This window comes from Pistricoccus aurantiacus (genome assembly GCF_007954585.1).
GTDB lineage: Bacteria > Pseudomonadota > Gammaproteobacteria > Pseudomonadales > Halomonadaceae > Pistricoccus > Pistricoccus aurantiacus.
The window spans coordinates 3,609,905-3,626,131 of sequence record NZ_CP042382.1; the positions used below are offsets into that span (position 1 = coordinate 3,609,905).

Consider the following 16,227-nt stretch of genomic DNA (forward strand, 5'->3'; position numbering starts at 1 on the left):
CCTCAATTCCACAGGTTCTGGTCGAGGGCGCGGCCCTTGCTCGCGGCGTCCTTCGTCTTTTCATCGTAAGGCCCGATCCGCGCTTCGAGCTCGACCAGTTGATTCCTGGCCCACTCCGGCAGATCTTCGATCAGACGTATCAGGGTCGCATCCAGCATCAGGTTCGTTTCACGGGCGACCTGCTGCTGAATAACCTCAAGCAGCGGCACCAGACAGCGCTTGAGAAAATCCCGCTGGGCGCGACGATAGGCATCCGGCTCCTTTCGTTGCGCGAGCGACTGAGCTTCCAGATGGGTCAATACCGCCATGAACTCGAGCATGGTACTCAGATGATCTGGTTCTTCGGTACGGCCCTCGTCTCCCAACGCTGCCTTCAGGCCGAAATACTTGTAAAAGGCCTGCACGTTGAGCATGAACGTAGGGCGCGCAATGCCGTCGAGCAGTTCCGAATACTCGCCAGCCACCAGCGCGACCTGGGGCTTGCCCTGACGACCGTGGTGAAAAACACGAATATAGCCGGATTCCAGTTCGACGAAGTCGGCGCTGGCGGGCTGGCAAGGCCAGGGGCGCCCGGTGACGGCTTGCCAGGCGCTATCCAGCGCCTGATGGAAGCTGCCATCCTCGAAGGCCTGTTGGGTTTCCGGCAAGGGGTGGCCAAAGGCCACTGCCGCCAGGCGGTAGATGGCACTTTTGGCTTCCGCGCGCGCGGGGGAGTCCGCCATGGGCAGCCGTTGAGCCGTGGTCATCGTGTCGTCCTCAGCTCAGCTTGAACATTTCGGCGTGCTTGAAGCCGATCAGCGTATCCATCAGTTCGCTTTCCCGGCCTTCCCGTTTGGCCTGGCGCTCTCGCCTCACGGTCTCCAGCGCATCCTTGACGCCGCTGCCAAACAGGCTTTCCAGGTATTTGAGCGGCACCCTGGGCTCGTCCAGTTCCTCGCCGTTCGGCCCGAATTTCGATGGGGAAGAAGGCGGAACATAGAAGACGTTGGGCTGAGTCCCCCATTCCGGATGTAACGGCAGGGCGACCTTGTACTTTTCCACCAGGGTATGAATCGGACCTTCCTCGTCATCCCGATAGCCGATCCAGCGGATGCGGCCGACGCACTGACGGGCACAAGCGGTAGCCAGGCCTTTCTCGATACGCGGATAGCAGAAGATGCACTTCTCGGACTTGGAGATTTCCTCGTTGAAGTAGACCTTCTTGTAGGGGCAGGCGTTGACGCAGTAGCGATAGCCCCGGCAGCGCTCCTGGTCCACCAGCACGATGCCGTCTTCCTGACGCTTGTAGATGGCGTTGCGGGAACAGGCCGCCAGACAGGCCGGGTTGGCGCAGTGATTACACAGCCGCGGCAGGTAGAAGTAGTAGCTGTTGGGGTACTCGCCCTCGCCTTCGTCTTCGTTCCAGTTGGGCCCCCAGGTGGGCTTGACGTTGGGACGCAGCCAGGGGTCGGTGCCCGCCATCAGCGCGTCGTCGTAGTTGTATTCCCAGGGAATACCGTAATCTTCCAACGTAGGCTGCCTGCTCAGCTTCAAGGCGCCTTCCTCGTCGAAACCACCGCCCATCTTCTGATAGTCGCGTGGATAGCCCGGCCCGGGCATGGTCTCCACGTTGTTCCAGTACATGTATTCGCGACCGTTGCGGTTGGTCCACATCAACTTGCAGGCGGACGTACAGGTCTGGCAACCGATGCACTTGTTCAGATCCAGAACCATGCTTATTTGGCGTTTGACAGCCATGATATTTCTCCTCTCGAACTGGTGCCGGTCAGGGTTCAGGCAATGATGTCTTGTGGTTTTGCCAGCTCGATGTCGTAGCTACCCTCATGAGCCAACTGGTTGGCGTTCCACATCGCATACTTGAAGCCCAGATGGCCCCAGCCGCCGGCCATTTCCAATGGCTGCAGGAAGGTCGCCATGGAGTTGTTCATGGGCTTCTTGTGGATGTACTGATGTGGCTCCCAGCCGTGCTCCATCATGATCGTGTCGGCGGGGATGCTTGGATAGAACTTGGCCTGGGCAAAGAAATCGCCGTTGGCGTTGAACAGCCGCACCGTATCGCCGTCCTTGATGCCTCTTTCCTTCGCCAGTTGCGGGTTGATATAGATATTGGGCTCGCCCCGCTGCAGGCGCAGCATGAACTTGTTGGAACGCCAGTTGGAGTGGATGCCCCAGCGAGTATGAGGTGAGTAGAACGCCAGCGGATAGTTCGAGGCCGCGGGCCCGGCGGTGCCACGTCCGGTGGGTACCGCGGCGCCCATCTTCATGAACCAGGGGTGATCGCAGTAGAAGGTTATCCGCCCGGTCAGGGTATCGTAAGGCTTCTTGGTATCGGTCTGGGCGGTGAACGGGTTGTATGGCTCGTCCTTCACCAAGGGCTGATTGGTGCCCGCCTTTTCGTTCAGAACGATGAAGCCTTTCTCCGCTGCCTCTTCAATCGTCACGTCACCGTACTCCGGCGAATTTTCTACCATCCACTTGGTCACGTCGTAGTCGGTCATCAGCTTGCCGTCCATGGTGAAGTCGTCATGAATGGTATGCAGATCCCGAGTGACGTCGCCGTCTTCGATCGGTCCGATGCCGCGCTCGATGGCCCGCTCCTGAATCTTCTTGGTCAGCATCACCATGATGTCCCAGTCCGGCTTCGACTCGAAGATAGGCGGCACCGGGCGAGTGAAGACGTTACAGTAGCGGTGGAAGCCCTGAGTGCGCAGATCCCAGGCCTCGTAGTGGCTGGCCGCGGGCAATACGTAATCCGCCCACTGCGCGGTGGAGTCCAGGCGCGTGTTGATGTTGACGTAGAGTTCGCTGGCCTGTTCCAGATGCTGTCTACGGTATTCTTCGAGGTACTTGTTGCGCCGGAAGGTGTTGTCCGCCACGGAGATCATGCCCTTGATCTCGCCGTAGTAGGGCATCCAACCCTTGTCGATGGACTCCTGCATCATCTCTTCCATATCGTCGAGATCGAAACCCACCGCTTCCTTGAGCTTGGCGTTATCAAAATGCTTGCGAGCGCCGACTATCATGTTGCCGCGCTTGAACTCGCCGATGCCGCCGGCTTCGTAGCGGGGCAGCTTCTTGCCGCCGAAGTTGGCAAGTTCATTCCAGCGCGGATGATTCCATACCACCCAGGAGGTATCCAGGCCGCCGGTCCTGCCGCCGTGGCCGGTCAGCGCCAGCGCCAGCGCATAGCCCCAGCCGGTGAACAGACAGTTGGAATAGAAGGACGTGATATAGCCCAGCATGACGATGGCCTTGCGCGCTTCCGCCATGCGCCGCGCCTCGCGGCGCACCATGTCCGCGTTCAGACCCGTGTGCGCCTCGGTGTCTTCCGGCGGAAACTTGGCAGCCTCCTTCTTGACGAATTCGAAGACCGGAGCGACGGTGAAACCCTCGAAATGGAATTCCCCTTCGATGGCAGGATCGACGTCGTCGAGTCTCAGGGTCTTGTCCGTGGAACCCATGGAGCCCTTGACCTTGACCGCCTTGTTGGTGTTGAGATCCCAGTGGTAGAAGACCTCCTCGGAGCCGCCCTCCTCCACATCGGATTCCCGCAGCATCTTCTGATTGTCGGTGCGCACCAGGATCGGCAGATCCGTCTGCTCCTTCATGAAGTCGGGCTTGTAGAGCTTTTCCTCGATGATCACGTTGACCATGGAAATGGCCAGATAGGGATCGGTACCTTTCTTGATGGGCATCCACAGATCGGCGTGTATCGCGCTGGGATTCATGTCCGGAGCGGTGGAAACGATACGCGCGCCGTTGTGCTGCGCTTCCCAGATATAGTGGGCATCCGGGATACGGGTGGCGTTGGGGTTGATCATGCCCAGCAGAATGTAGTCCGCATCGAACCAGGCATCCGAGGTGAAGCTTTCCAGGGGATTGCCATAGGCCAGATGCGCCCCGGTGTTCAGATCGCCCACCACGGTGAAACCGTCGAGCTGGATACCGCCCACCAGCGAGGAAAAGCGGTTGCCCGCGGATTGACGCATCATGGACTGGTTGCCGGAGCCCTGGTGAGTCTTGAGCTTGCCCGGGCCGTATTTCTCGAAGATATCGATGATCTTGTCGGCGATTTCCTCCGTGGCCTGATCCCAGGAAATACGCTGCCACTTGTCTGCGCCGCGCTCACCGGCCCGTTTGAGCGGATAGTGGATACGGTCCGCCTCGTACATGGCGGTGGAGTGGATGGCGCCTTTCTGACAACCTCGCGGGTTGGCGTCCGGCACCTTGTCATTGACGGAAGGATACTTGGCGATCTGCTCCTCGCGGATGACGATGCCGTCCTTCACGTAGACGTCCCAGCCGCAGTTGCCCATGCAGTTGATGCAGTGGGCGGCGTGGCCGATCTTGTCCCAGGCCCATTCGTTGCGATACAGGTCTTCCCAGCCACGATACGGGTATTCATCGTTCAGGGTGTCACCGATGGGCTCGAGACGGTTGAGCGCCCAGACGTTGCCGCTGAGCAGCACGCCGGTACCGGTGAGCCCCATGCCTTTCAGGAAGTCCCGGCGCTTGAGTTTCCACATCCCCATGGTCCTCTCCTCCTCGTTGGCGAGCCTGCATGGGCCCTGCCTTTCTATGTTTTACAAGCTGATGTTTTTACCAGGTACAGTGTCTTGCAAGGTGCTGTTTTTTATAAAGTACCCTGCCTTGCAAAATACGGTATTTTTTCGAGTCACTTTTTAATCGATCTACCCGATTCTAACCACGCTCGTTATGAACCAGGCTCGTTCAGCAACTACGGTTTTCGAAAATCAGGTCAGGTTGAAATGCCGGAAAATCCTGCCTCCTTTTACTATAGAAGGTTAATCCTGAATCCGGTTCTGCAAATCCCCTGGTTCACGCGATTTCGCGGTCTTCCACTCGGCAATATATTATATCAAGCTAATATTTAATTAACTAACAATAGCTTGAAGTAACCTTCGTTTACAGCAGGGTCATGCAAGACGCTCTGCAAGACGAAAGTTGAACTTTAACAACCTCGACAAAAGTCCGACACGGATAGCGCGCCGGAATTCCGGGATTCGAATAGAGTATTGACCTGGATCAAGTGGATCACAAGTGAACCAGGTTCATTGGGGGCGGTGGCCATGGAACGGGGATGGTGCCATCGGCTAGCGTCGGGGCCGACAGCCGATGGCCTGGGACCAGATCGTCAGTGGTCGCCGGTCCAGCTGACCTGGAAGGATTTCATGAATGGCTTGCCGTCCACCATGACGGGTTTATCCACGTCGGTGTTGTCCGGGCCGAACTCGTACTTACCGATCTCGCCGGTGTCTTCGTGGAGCATGACGAAGATCTTTTCGCCGGAGTCCAGGTCTCTATCCAGTACAATTCCGACACGTTCCTGAGACCCTTTTTTTATCTGGGTGTGACCGATGGATTTCGGTGCTATGGGATTGCCCTCGTCGTCCGCCTCGTGGGCCACCACGAAACCGTCCACATTCGATACAACCTTGTCTATGGTGATGTCTCCACCGGGATGCTGAAGCGGGATTTCCATGCTCGGCGCATTGTTTTCATCTGCGATAGCCGTTCCCGTAGCGGCCAATGTCAGAGCCGCCAATAAAGCGAGACTGTAGCTTTTCGTTTTCATCATTTCTCACTCCTTGTGAGCCATAGACTACTTTTCTATCATAGCGGAATCATTGATGACAGGCGTTGCCAAAAGCTGTGAAATCACCCTGGCGAAATATCATGCGCGACAACGATTCCTATCAGCCAACCGCTGACTATCTGCCCGCCCCGATCAACCCGCAAGTCGCGGATTACGAGGCGCTTTATCAGGAAGAAAGCTTCTGGGCCAAGGTACGACGCTTCTCTCGTAAAAGCAGCCGCGCCGGCCTGGAAAATGCCTTGAAGCTTTACTATGCGGCGAAGGATCCCGCTACGCCAGGCTGGGCGCGCAAGGTCATGTACTCGGCGCTGGGCTACTGGATTCTGCCGGTGGACGCGATCCCGGATCTGCTTCCCGCCGCCGGCTACACGGACGATATCGGCGTGATGACCCTGGCCCTGGCCACCGTCGCCCTGCATATTACCGATGCCCACCAGCGCAAGGCCCGGGAAACTCTGAAACGCTGGTGGAAGTAGACGGCCATTCGCGCATCAGGGGAAACATTGGCCGACAGGGCACGCATAAGCTCTGACAATGCGATTATTTCTACTTGGCTCATCGCCTATTCTTGAATAGGGCTGCCGGGTGCACTCGACGCATCGAACAACGAGGAGATCGCATGATTCCCGCTTCCCTTCGCGAACTGCTGGATGCCACCCGAGGTCAGCGTCAGGCCCAGTGGGCGGGTCGACTCCTGTGGCTGGCCAACGAAACCTGGGGTGAGCTTGCGGTGTCGCTTCAGGGTGCGCAAATCCTTCATTTTCGACCCGGTGGATCCGATGCGGAGGGTTGGCTGTGGGTAACGCCCACTCCGGCGCCGCTGCCCGGGGCGATTCGCGGCGGGATCCCCTTGTGCTGGCCCTGGTTCGCCGACGAGCGCGGCGCGGACGAGTCGCCGGATCGCACCGGGCCATTTCATGGCACCGCGCGCAAGGCGGACTGGCGCCTGGACGCGGTGGACGAGCACGAGGAAGGCGTCGAGCTGCATCTGTCACCCTGCGAGCCGCTGCATTCGCAGCTCGCTCCCCGGGCTGTCATCCAGGCGAACGCCCAGCGCCTGCATCTGGAGTTGGTCACCGAACATGTCGGCACCACGCCCATCAAGCTGACCGGAGCCCTGCACAGCTATCTGGCGGTGGCAAACAGCGCCGATTGCCGCGTCGAAGGGCTCAACGGGGCGCGCTATCTGGACAAGCGACACGGCTTCAGCGAAGGGGTCCAGCAAGGCGAGGTGGGGGTGCGCGGGGCCATCGATCGCATCTTTGAATCCAATCGCGAACTGGTGCTGGACGACGGCGAACGTCGTCTGCGCATCGCCAAGCAGGGCAGCGATTCCACGGTAGTCTGGCACCCCGGCGATGTCTTGCCGAAAGATACGTCCGCTGATGCCGCGGCACACTTTCTCTGCGTAGAAGCCGCCTGCACCCGGCTCGACCCGGTATGGCTGGTGCCCGGGGCTCAGCATTTATTGGGCACTACGCTATCCTGTGATACCCACCCCACCACGGAGCCCTGACGATGATCGACGAGCCGCTGATCGACACGCCTTTTCTGCTCGGCATGATGCGCCTGCACGAATACGAGGAACTGCATTCCCCCGGGGCGATGGCGGACTGGATCGAAGCCCGGCTGGATCAGGGGCTCAACTGGTTCGATCACGCAGATATCTATGGCGACGGTCAGGGCGAATCCTTGTTCGGCGATGCCATCAAGCTGCGCCCGGCGCTGCGCTCGCGTGTTCATGTGGTCAGCAAGGCGGGGGTCATTCCCCCCCAGCGGGATCCTTCCGCGCTGTCCGTCAAGCATTACGACAGCTCACCGGGGCATTTGAGCGCTGCCATCGACAATGCGCTGAAACGCCTGGGCATCGAAAGGCTGGATCATTTCCTGCTGCATCGAGCGGACCCGCTGATGGACGCGGAGGCCACCGGTCGGATGCTGGATGACGCCATCGAAGCCGGCAAGATCGGCGCCGCCGGCGTCGCCAATTTCCTGCCGGAACAGTGGCGACGGCTGCAGGCGGCGATGCATCACCGCCTGGTGGGCCATCAGCTGAAGCTTTCCCTGGCCTATCCGGAACCGCTTTTCAACGGCCTGTTCGATGCCATGATCGGCGACGGCCAGCAGCCCATGGCCTGGTCGCCCTTGGGTGGGGGCGTGGTCTTCGAAGACGTGCTGGGGGAATCCCTGTCGCGGCTATCCGTGGATTTCGATACCAGTTCCGCCGGGCTCGCCCTGGCCTGGCTGCGTGGCCTGCCCGGTCGCCCGGTACCGGTGATGGGCACCCTGCGGGAAAGCCGTATCGATGAACTGCTGAGCGGTGCCTGCCTCGCCCTGGATCGCTCTACCTGGTTTGCTCTTTTGGAAGAGGCACGCAGCCAGCGCGTGTTCTAGACGCGCCGTCCACGCGCCGCCGCTAGTCGCTGCTGTGCTCCACCTCCACGGGACGTGAGCCGCCCAATCCCCAGGGGGCGGACAGGGATTGGATGGGCATGTGCAGCGGATACTCTTTCTCCGGCAGCAGCATGTCTCGTCCGTCCTCGTCTTCTGGCGTGCCCTCAGCAAGCTGTCCCAAGGTCTGCTCGGGCTGGCGCTCCAGCTCCGCCAGGTAATCCAATACCTTCGGCGGCGCGATTTCCGCGGGAATGCACAGCAGGCCGTGTCGCCGAAGCCAGTCGCCGACGACGAGACTGCTGGTAAAACGCACCAGGGGAGCGGCGATGACCATGCCCAGCAGTACCGGCGAGAGCCACCAGAAGAACAGCGGCGCGTAAATGTAGCTGAGCGCGCCCCAGAGAAACCCCACCAGAGTAATGAAGGCGGTACGTCGCAGGGCCTCCCGCCAGGGAACCAGACGCCCTTCTCGAGCCTGGGAGCTCCAGGAAACCGTGCGACCCAGCAGCACGCTGAGCACGAACCAGGCGTGAAATGCCATCATCAAGGGCGCGATCAGGATGGAAAAGGCGATTTCCAGCGTGGCGCTCAGAAACAGCTTCACACCGCCGCCGAACTCGCGGGGGCGCTGGAACAGGGCGATAACGAAACCCAGAAACTTGGGCAGCACCAGCAGCAGCACGGTAATCACCAGCAGCGAGGCAATCATCAGCACTCGGGATTGCGGCCACTCCGGAAACAGCTGATAGCCTTCGTTGAAGAATTCCACCGGCATGATGGCACGCCTCAGCGCGTCCACGGTGCTCAGCGCCAGCATGCACAGCCACAGCAGCGACGCCGCATAGGCCAGGGCGCCGAACACGAAATGCAGACGATTGATCCAGTGCAGCCCGGAGGCGAACACCAGGCGCAGATGCTGCAGATTCCCCTGACACCAGCGCCGGTCGCGCTTGGCGAATTCGATCAGGTTGCTGGGCAAGCCCTCGTAGCTGTCCTCGATGCCGGCATGCAGGCGAACTCGCCAGCCGCCTCGGCGCAGCATGGCCGCCTCAACGAAGTCGTGGCTGAGGATATCGCCGCCCAGGGGCGGCTTGCCGGGCAAGGTAGGCAAGCCGCACTGCTCCGCGAAAGCCTTTACCCGGATGATGGCGTTGTGCCCCCAGTAGTTGGCGGTACCGCCTTGCCAGGCGCTCTGCCCCGCCGCCAGCATGGGGCTGTACAGGGTGGCGGCGAACTGCAGGAAACGCCCGAACAGGGTGCGCGAGCGTACCGGCAGCGGCACCGTCTGCAGCAGACCCAGCCGCGGGTCCGCCTGCATGGTGGCCGCCAGGCGCACCAGGGTACGCCCGCCCATCACGCTGTCCGCATCGATGATCACCATGCTTTCATAGCGCTTACCCCAGCGGCGGCAGAAGTCCGCCAGGTTGCCCACCTTGCGTCCGACATTGTTCTTGCGGTGACGGTAGTAAAGCGTCAGATGTGGCGCCAGGCGACGGCGTAGGGCCAGAGCGGCCCGGCGCTCTGCCTCGGCGATCTCGGGATCCGTGCTGTCGCTGAGAAGATAGACATCGAAGGCCTCCGCCTTGCCGGTATCGATCAACGAGAGACAGGTCGCCTCGAGCCCGGCGATCACCCCGGCGGTATCCTCGTTGTACACCGGCATCAGCAACGCGACCGGGCGTGAGGTATCGAGACGCTCGGACAGGGGCTGCTCCCGTTTCAAGGACCAGGGGTCACGCTTGAAGGCGACCACCAGAAACCCGGCGATGCCGTTCCAGAACGACACCACCAGCCAGATGAACATGATCGCGAACAGCACCAGTATCGCCATTTCCGTCAGATTGAGGCCGTTGGCGCGTAGAATGTCGAACATCATGTAGACGCCCTGATAACTGCTCAGGACTACCAGGATAAAAAAAACGAGTTGGCGCAGTCTCAAAAAGCGTGGCCCTTGGGATTCCATAAATAGCTCCAGGTTTCCGATAACGGCTTGTCACGCAGGGACAGATGAAGCTGCATGTCCGCCACCTTGTCGCCTTCCGGCGCCAGCTTGAAAGAGGCGCGCCAGGTACGTTCGTCCGGCAGCTTGGTCACCTTGACCTGGCTGACTTCTCCGGTGGACGAGTTCAACTGCGCCTGCACCGGCTGGGAGGAATCGAGCCCCGCCAGCTCACCACCGCGAAAGTCCACGATGAAGTGACGCAGCGCCTCATGGGAAGGCTGATTCTGCCTGCCCGGCGTGGCGCCCCAGCCGCTGCGGGTTCTCACCACGCGAGCCACCTGCATGGCTCGAGGTTGGTTATCGAGCGTCGAGAGGCGATAGCGGAAGTAGCGGGTTTCACCCTTCTTGAGCGGCTTGTCGGGCACCCAGTAGGCGGCGATATTGTCGTGGATCTCCGCCTTGGTGGGGATTTCGACAAGTTCCACGCCGCCTTCTTCCCAGTCACCCTCCAGGGGCTCGACCCACAGGCTGGGGCGGCGATGATAATTGGCTTCCATATCCTGATAATGCTCGAAATTCCGATCTCGCTGCATCAGACCGAATCCTTGGGGAGATCGATCCCGCAGCTGGGTCACGTTGAGTTCGCGAGGATTGGAGAGCGGGCGCCAGATCCACTGGTCTTCGGCGGTGTGCACCAGCAGACCATCGGAATCGTGAACCTCCGGGCGAAAATCGTCCGGTTTCTTCACGCTGTTCTCGCCGTGCAGGAACATGCTGGTCAATGGCGCGGCGCCAAGCTTTTTGACATCCTGGCGAGCGAACAGGCGAGCCTGCACCTCGGCGACGGTGTTCTCACCGATATCGAAATCGAAGCGATAGGCGCCGGTGACCGAAGGGCTATCCAGCAGTGCCATCAGGGTTATCCGCGAGGCGTCCGGCGCCGGTTTCATCAGCCAGAAGGCGCGGAAGGCAGGAAACTCCTCACCTTCCGGGGTCGCGGTATTCACCGCTAGTCCGCGAGCGGAAAGGCCGTATATCTGACCGCGTCCAATGGGACGAAAATAGGAAGCACCAAGGAAGGACACGACCTCGTCCTTGTAATCCGGGGTGTTGAGGGGATAGTGCAGGCGAAACCCCGCGAAACCTCGAGTGCTTGCGTTCTTTTCGCTCAGTGCCTGCTTGACGTCCTGCGACTCGCCTTCGTAGCGGAACATCTGGGTATCGAAGGGCAATGGCTCAAGCCGATTGTCCTCATCCAGGGTGATTTCCACCGGCACCTTGTACAAGAACCCTGGATGAAAGAACTGAACCTCGAAAAGTCCCGCGTCCTTCCACAGGGCCTGCTCCTGACGAAAGCGGATGTTGCGATAGTCGTCGTAGCTCATTTCGCGCAGGGCGACAGGCAGCGCCTCGTCCTGCGGGCGATAATCCTCGCCGGCAAGCGTCTGCGCCTTGTCGATCACGTGCTGATAGAGCCTGTCCGGCGTCCAGGGCTGATCGGCCACCTTGCCCGCCGCCGCCACGCTGGCGGCTGACAGGGTGGGGATGGTCTTGTCTTCAGCAGCTTCGGTTGCCGTATTGCTATCCGGCGCGACGCTCTCGGGCAGGATATCCGCTATCGGCGCGGTATCGACGAACGTTTGCGGGGCAGCTTGCGCTAGGCTGATGCCTAGGCTCGCAGCCACCACGCCCAGGTAGTGCCAGAGAGTCATTATGAATCCTCATCTACTGATCAATGTTCTTCCCTGCGCACGCTCGCGTTATTTTTCACGATTCGGTGCCATTAGGAACCAGTATATAGAGGCCTATCTTTTATGTAGTGACCAATCCTCGGGGTCCTTTCGGATCGGAAAATTGATTATCAGGTATTTATATTCCTCATTGGTCAACAAGGCGTCACGCCGAAAGACTCAGCGTGACCCCGGTTTCAGCCTTTGACCAGTGCTGTCACGGTGATTTCGATCTTGAGCTCTTCCGCGGGCAGGGACGCGCAGACGCAGGTACGCGCCGGCGCATGGCCTTCCGGCACCCAGGCATCCCAGATCTCGTTCATGGCCGCCACGTCGCCGCCATCCTTGAGATAGATGGTCGCCGACAGCAGGTGCTCGCGATCCGAGCCGATTTCCTCGAGCAGTGCGTCGACCCGCGCCAGCATGCTGTGGGTCTGCTCAACGATGTCTCCTTGGCGAGCCTCCGGGCCGGGCACCTGGCCGCACAGCCAGGCGACGCCGTTATGGATCACCGCGCGGCTCATGCGGGTCTTGGTATCGTGGCGCTGAATAGTCATGATCGATAACTCCTTGAATGATATTGGTATAAAAAATGCTAGAGCAGCTCCCGAGTGGCTTTCGACACGCGGCCATCGACGGTGCGCTGTACCTTGTCCTCGATCTCGCTGCACAGCGACTCGACCTGGCGTAACGAAATGGCAACCACCACAAAGGACCATTCGCTGGTGTCGAGCCTGTCGCGCTCGGCGCTCTCGCAGACGGCTACCGCCGGGTTACGACCGAAACGCTCATGCATGCCCCCCATGCGCTGACGCTTTTCCTTCAGGGAGCCACACCCGGGCAGGGAAAATGTCAGGGTCAAGATGCCGATATGCATATTCGTCTCCTCCGATCGTCCGTCGAGGGCGATAAGCTCGATAGACTGACTGCTAGCGCAGTAACAATACCGGTATCGTGGTTCGACGCAACATGCTGGTGGTGGTACTGCCCACCAGGAGACGACGAATCCGCGAATGTCCGTAGGCGCCCATCACCAGCAGGTCGATATCATGCTCCTGCTGGTAGGTATGCAGGGTCTTTTCCACCTCGCCGGCACGAATCTCGCCGAAGGCTTCGATATTGGCGTCTCGCAGGGTTTTCAGCGCCCATTCAAGCTGGGAACGATTATCCGCGGTTTCCGCGCCGACGATCACCACATGACAAGCAATTCCCTTGAACAGCGGACTTGCGGCGATCATCTCCACGCCCTTACGGGTGGTTTGGCTTCCGTCGAAGGCGATCATCACCGCGCTGGGCCGGGTAAACTGGTCCGGCACTATCAGGATCGGGCGATGCAGACTCCTGACTACCCGCTCCAGATTCGACCCCAGATGCTCGCTGGCCTTGTGGGCGCTTTCCCCGCGCTTGCCGATCACCAGCAGACGCATCTCCGGTTCGAGCTCCGTCAGGGTTTCCACCAGTTCGCCGTTGCGCTGACGAATCATCGGGTCACTGACGCCATCCTCGATAGCCCGAGCCTTGGCGGCTTCCAGCATCAGGCGCCCCTGCTCCTGAGCAATGCGCGCGCGTTTCTCGTCCAGGCTGGCCAGCTCCTCGAGCAGATGCTCCCGGGAGCCCAGGCCGATATTGCCGGACAAGTCCGCTTCCGCGACCTGGGGGTGATTGTCCACCACGTGTAGGAAGGTCAAGGGCGCGTCCAGCGCCAGGCTGGCCCAGGCCGCGCAGTCGCATACCGTCTCGGAGAATCGGGAGCCGTCGATGGCGGCCATTACCTGTTCGGTCATATCACTGTGTCCTGCTTGGCAAACTTTAATGTCTCAATATCTCTAAAAACTAGTTCACGATCGTTACCAACGATGGTGAGACGGGGACGCCCAGTCAAGGCGAAATCGATCGAAAAAGCGGACTAGGCTCGCACGCGAGTTTACAAGTAGTAAATGAGTATTTTGATCGGACTCGCGCTCGAGATCGGTTTCAACGCCGTATCACCGAGTGCAGTAGATCGTGGGCAGTTTTTTAGTGGCCGCTCATCAATTTCTCCACCGCTTCCGGCTTATCGTGAACCGCGAAACGATCGACGATGGTGGCGCTGGCTTCGTTGAGGCCGATCACCTCGACTTCCGTGCCTTCCCGGCGGAACTTGATCACCACCCGATCAAGGGCTTCCACTGCGGTGATGTCCCAGAAATGCGCCCGGGAAACGTCAATCACGACCCGCTGGATGCTCTCCTTGAAGTCGAAAGACTCGCCGAAGCGTTGGGCAGAGGCGAAGAATACCTGGCCTACCACCCGGTAATGACGACCCCGTCCTTCATCAAGACTTTCCGAGCCGATGTACAGCACCCGACCCACCTTGTTGGCGAAGTTGATGGCGGCGATCAGCACGCCGACGAACACGCCAATGGCCAGGTTATGAGTCGCCACCACCACGGCGACCGTGGCGATCATGACCACGTTGGTGGACATCGGATGCTTCCCGAGATCGCGAATCGAGGCCCAGCTGAAGGTACCGATGGAAACCATGATCATCACCGCCACCAAAGCCGCCATGGGGATCCGTGACACCCAGTCCGAGAGAAATACCACCAATATCAGCAGCACGACCCCAGCCACCAGGGCGGAAAGCCGGGTGCGTCCGCCGGATTTGATGTTGATCACCGACTGGCCGATCATCGCGCAGCCTGCCATGCCGCCGAGCAGGCCGGCGCCGATATTGGCGATGCCTTGGCCCTTGCACTCGCGGTTCTTGTCGCTCCTGGTATCCGTCAGGTCGTCGATGATGGTGGCGGTCATCATGGATTCCAGCAGTCCCACCACGCTGAGCATCACCGCGTAGGGAAAGATGATCTTGAGGGTTTCCAGATTCAGCGGTACGTCCGGCCACAGGAAGACCGGCAGGGTATCCGGCAGTTCACCCATGTCTCCCACGGTGCGAATCTCCATGCCGGTGAGCAGGTACACCGCGGTCAGCACCAGAATGCACACCAGCGGCGACGGCAGGGACTTGCCGATCACCGGCAGGAGCGGAAACAGATAGATGATGCCAAGCCCCGCGGCGGTCATCGCATAGACGTGCCAGGTCACATTGGTCAACTCCGGAAGCTGGGCCATGAAGATCAGGATCGCCAGGGCATTGACGAAACCGGTGACCACGGAGCGAGACACGAAACGCATCAGGTTGGCCAGGCGCAGATAGCCCGCGCCGATTTGCAGCACACCGGTCAGCAGGGTGGCGGCGAACAGATATTCCAGCCCGTGCTCCCTCACCAGAGTAACCATGAGCAGCGCCATGGCCCCGGTGGCGGCGGAAATCATCCCCGGACGCCCGCCGGTGAAAGCGATAATCACCGCGATACAGAAGGACGCGTAAAGCCCTACCTTGGGATCGACCCCGGCGATGATCGAGAAAGCGATGGCCTCGGGAATCAGCGCCAAGGCCACCACGATGCCGGACAGCACATCGCCCCTGATATTGGAAAACCAGTCCTGCTTGATTGATCGGATCATAAAGAGGTCCCGTCGAAAGCGCCTGTCGCGCCTTGAAAGCATGACACGACACACCGCGACGTCAGACGACGCCGGGAAAAGGCGTGAACAAGGGAATAAATGGGAGCGCGGAGTCTATCAGTTAAGAGAGTGCATCGCCACGACTCGGCGTCGCTCCAGGTGTCGCTCAATCAACGCCTTGATCAGCAGCGTGCCGATCACCAGAGCGCCGCCGAAGAAGGCCAGATTCGAGGGCCGCTCGTCGAGCAGCCACCAGACCCAGAGGGTGCCGACCACGGTTTCCAGCAGAAACAGCAGGCTGACTTCCGCGGCAGGAAGATAAAGCGGCCCGCGCTGAATCAAGGTAAAGCCGATGGGAATCAGGATCAGACACAGCAGAATCAAGTACTTGGCCTGATCTGCATCCGGCAGCGCCCAGCCGCCGCTGGTAAGCCAAGGCGACAACAGCGCCACCATCAACCCTGCCAGCACCAGCATCGGACTCATGTCCACTCCCGGGCGGGTACGGCAAAGAGTGAAATTGGCCGCCAGGGAAAGCGCCGCCAGCAGGGCGAAACCGTTGCCTATCCAAGAGCCGGCGCCCGCATCGTCGAAGACGATCAGGGAGGTACCGAAAAGACACAGACCGATGGCGAGCCAGGTGCGCAGGGGCAGGCGCTCATGCAGAAAGAAGCGCGACAGGAGCGCGGCGATCAAGGGCGCTCCGGCCAGGATCATCAGCACGTTGCCGCCCTTGGTGTAATGATTGCCCAGCACGAAGCCGAAGTTGGACAGGGTGAAAAGCCCCGCCACCCCAAGCCCCACCAGGCCGCAACGACGAAAGACCGTCAGGGTCCGGCGGCCGCTACGCAGCACCACGATGATGAAGAACCCCAGCGCCGTCAGAAGGCCCCGCCAGAACAGCATCTGGCTGTCCGGCAGGTCGATCAGCTTGATCAGCAGGGCATCCGGGGAAATGATCAGGGGCCCCGCTGCGGTGATCAAAAGCCCTCTCTGACGGCGGGAAAGCGCAGGTGTTGCTTTGCTAGTTGACAAGA

At 60.2% G+C, this 16,227-nt stretch carries 14 protein-coding genes; 3 read left to right on the top strand and 11 right to left on the bottom strand.

Features of this window, described 5'->3' with window-relative positions; all coding sequences use genetic code 11:
• Nucleotides 1-2 precede the first annotated feature (2 nt).
• From FGL86_RS17040 to FGL86_RS17055, 4 genes are all read right to left on the bottom strand, one after another.
• Nucleotides 3-746, bottom strand: coding sequence for a molecular chaperone TorD family protein (locus FGL86_RS17040; RefSeq protein ID WP_147185883.1), 744 nt, complete (start codon nt 744-746; stop codon nt 3-5).
• A 10-nt stretch (nt 747-756) separates the two neighbouring features.
• Nucleotides 757-1,737, bottom strand: coding sequence for a chlorate reductase subunit beta (gene clrB, locus FGL86_RS17045; RefSeq protein ID WP_147185884.1), 981 nt, complete (start codon nt 1,735-1,737; stop codon nt 757-759).
• A gap of 35 nt (nt 1,738-1,772) precedes the next feature.
• Entirely contained in the window at nt 1,773-4,532 is a 2,760-nt protein-coding gene (locus tag FGL86_RS17050; RefSeq protein ID WP_246131678.1) for a molybdopterin-dependent oxidoreductase, read from the bottom strand.
• Between the two features lie 623 nt (nt 4,533-5,155).
• Nucleotides 5,156-5,599, bottom strand: a complete 444-nt coding sequence (locus FGL86_RS17055) for a DUF7282 domain-containing protein (protein ID WP_147185885.1) — start codon at nt 5,597-5,599, stop codon at nt 5,156-5,158.
• Between the two features lie 98 nt (nt 5,600-5,697).
• On the opposite strand from FGL86_RS17055, the gene FGL86_RS17060 reads away from it, so the two are divergent.
• The 3 genes from FGL86_RS17060 to FGL86_RS17070 all read left to right on the top strand — a co-directional run bounded on the left by FGL86_RS17060 (nt 5,698) and on the right by FGL86_RS17070 (nt 8,011).
• Nucleotides 5,698-6,093, top strand: a complete 396-nt coding sequence (locus FGL86_RS17060; RefSeq protein ID WP_147185886.1) for a YkvA family protein — start codon at nt 5,698-5,700, stop codon at nt 6,091-6,093.
• Between the two features lie 143 nt (nt 6,094-6,236).
• Nucleotides 6,237-7,133 carry a D-hexose-6-phosphate mutarotase gene (locus FGL86_RS17065; protein ID WP_147185887.1) on the top strand — a complete coding sequence of 299 codons (897 nt, stop codon included), beginning with the start codon at nt 6,237-6,239 and terminating at the stop codon, nt 7,131-7,133.
• Between the two features lie 2 nt (nt 7,134-7,135).
• A complete protein-coding gene (locus FGL86_RS17070; protein ID WP_186764436.1) occupies nt 7,136-8,011 on the top strand; it encodes an aldo/keto reductase in 876 nt (291 codons plus the stop codon).
• 22 nt (nt 8,012-8,033) lie between these two features.
• Here FGL86_RS17070 and mdoH read toward each other — a convergent pair whose 3' ends face one another.
• From mdoH to FGL86_RS17105, 7 genes are all read right to left on the bottom strand, one after another.
• Entirely contained in the window at nt 8,034-9,974 is a 1,941-nt protein-coding gene (mdoH, locus tag FGL86_RS17075) for a glucans biosynthesis glucosyltransferase MdoH (RefSeq protein WP_147185888.1), read from the bottom strand.
• Entirely contained in the window at nt 9,947-11,665 is a 1,719-nt protein-coding gene (locus FGL86_RS17080) for an OpgD/OpgG family glucan biosynthesis protein (RefSeq protein WP_147185889.1), read from the bottom strand. The genes mdoH and FGL86_RS17080 overlap by 28 nt, the downstream gene beginning before the upstream one ends.
• 215 nt (nt 11,666-11,880) lie before the next feature.
• A complete protein-coding gene (locus FGL86_RS17085; protein WP_147185890.1) occupies nt 11,881-12,240 on the bottom strand; it encodes a RidA family protein in 360 nt (119 codons plus the stop codon).
• Nucleotides 12,241-12,278: 38 nt separating this feature from the next.
• Entirely contained in the window at nt 12,279-12,560 is a 282-nt protein-coding gene (locus FGL86_RS17090) for a DUF503 domain-containing protein (RefSeq protein WP_147185891.1), read from the bottom strand.
• 52 nt (nt 12,561-12,612) lie between these two features.
• Nucleotides 12,613-13,467, bottom strand: coding sequence for a universal stress protein (locus FGL86_RS17095; RefSeq protein ID WP_147185892.1), 855 nt, complete (start codon nt 13,465-13,467; stop codon nt 12,613-12,615).
• A gap of 232 nt (nt 13,468-13,699) precedes the next feature.
• Entirely contained in the window at nt 13,700-15,190 is a 1,491-nt protein-coding gene (locus FGL86_RS17100) for a SulP family inorganic anion transporter (protein ID WP_147185893.1), read from the bottom strand.
• A 117-nt stretch (nt 15,191-15,307) separates the two neighbouring features.
• A complete protein-coding gene (locus tag FGL86_RS17105) occupies nt 15,308-16,225 on the bottom strand; it encodes a DMT family transporter (protein WP_222433769.1) in 918 nt (305 codons plus the stop codon).
• Nucleotides 16,226-16,227 lie beyond the last annotated feature (2 nt).

Bases quoted from the DNA above. Each gene is read 5' to 3' on its own strand.
- FGL86_RS17040 (WP_147185883.1), bottom strand. From the start codon at position 746: ATGACCACGGCTCAACGGCTGCCCATGGCGGACTCCCCCGCGCGCGCG.
- clrB (WP_147185884.1), bottom strand. From the start codon at position 1,737: ATGGCTGTCAAACGCCAAATAAGCATGGTTCTGGATCTGAACAAGTGC.
- FGL86_RS17050 (WP_246131678.1), bottom strand. From the start codon at position 4,532: ATGGGGATGTGGAAACTCAAGCGCCGGGACTTCCTGAAAGGCATGGGG.
- FGL86_RS17055 (WP_147185885.1), bottom strand. From the start codon at position 5,599: ATGATGAAAACGAAAAGCTACAGTCTCGCTTTATTGGCGGCTCTGACA.
- FGL86_RS17060 (WP_147185886.1), top strand. From the start codon at position 5,698: ATGCGCGACAACGATTCCTATCAGCCAACCGCTGACTATCTGCCCGCC.
- FGL86_RS17065 (WP_147185887.1), top strand. From the start codon at position 6,237: ATGATTCCCGCTTCCCTTCGCGAACTGCTGGATGCCACCCGAGGTCAG.
- FGL86_RS17070 (WP_186764436.1), top strand. From the start codon at position 7,136: ATGATCGACGAGCCGCTGATCGACACGCCTTTTCTGCTCGGCATGATG.
- mdoH (WP_147185888.1), bottom strand. From the start codon at position 9,974: ATGGAATCCCAAGGGCCACGCTTTTTGAGACTGCGCCAACTCGTTTTT.
- FGL86_RS17080 (WP_147185889.1), bottom strand. From the start codon at position 11,665: ATGACTCTCTGGCACTACCTGGGCGTGGTGGCTGCGAGCCTAGGCATC.
- FGL86_RS17085 (WP_147185890.1), bottom strand. From the start codon at position 12,240: ATGACTATTCAGCGCCACGATACCAAGACCCGCATGAGCCGCGCGGTG.
- FGL86_RS17090 (WP_147185891.1), bottom strand. From the start codon at position 12,560: ATGCATATCGGCATCTTGACCCTGACATTTTCCCTGCCCGGGTGTGGC.
- FGL86_RS17095 (WP_147185892.1), bottom strand. From the start codon at position 13,467: ATGACCGAACAGGTAATGGCCGCCATCGACGGCTCCCGATTCTCCGAG.
- FGL86_RS17100 (WP_147185893.1), bottom strand. From the start codon at position 15,190: ATGATCCGATCAATCAAGCAGGACTGGTTTTCCAATATCAGGGGCGAT.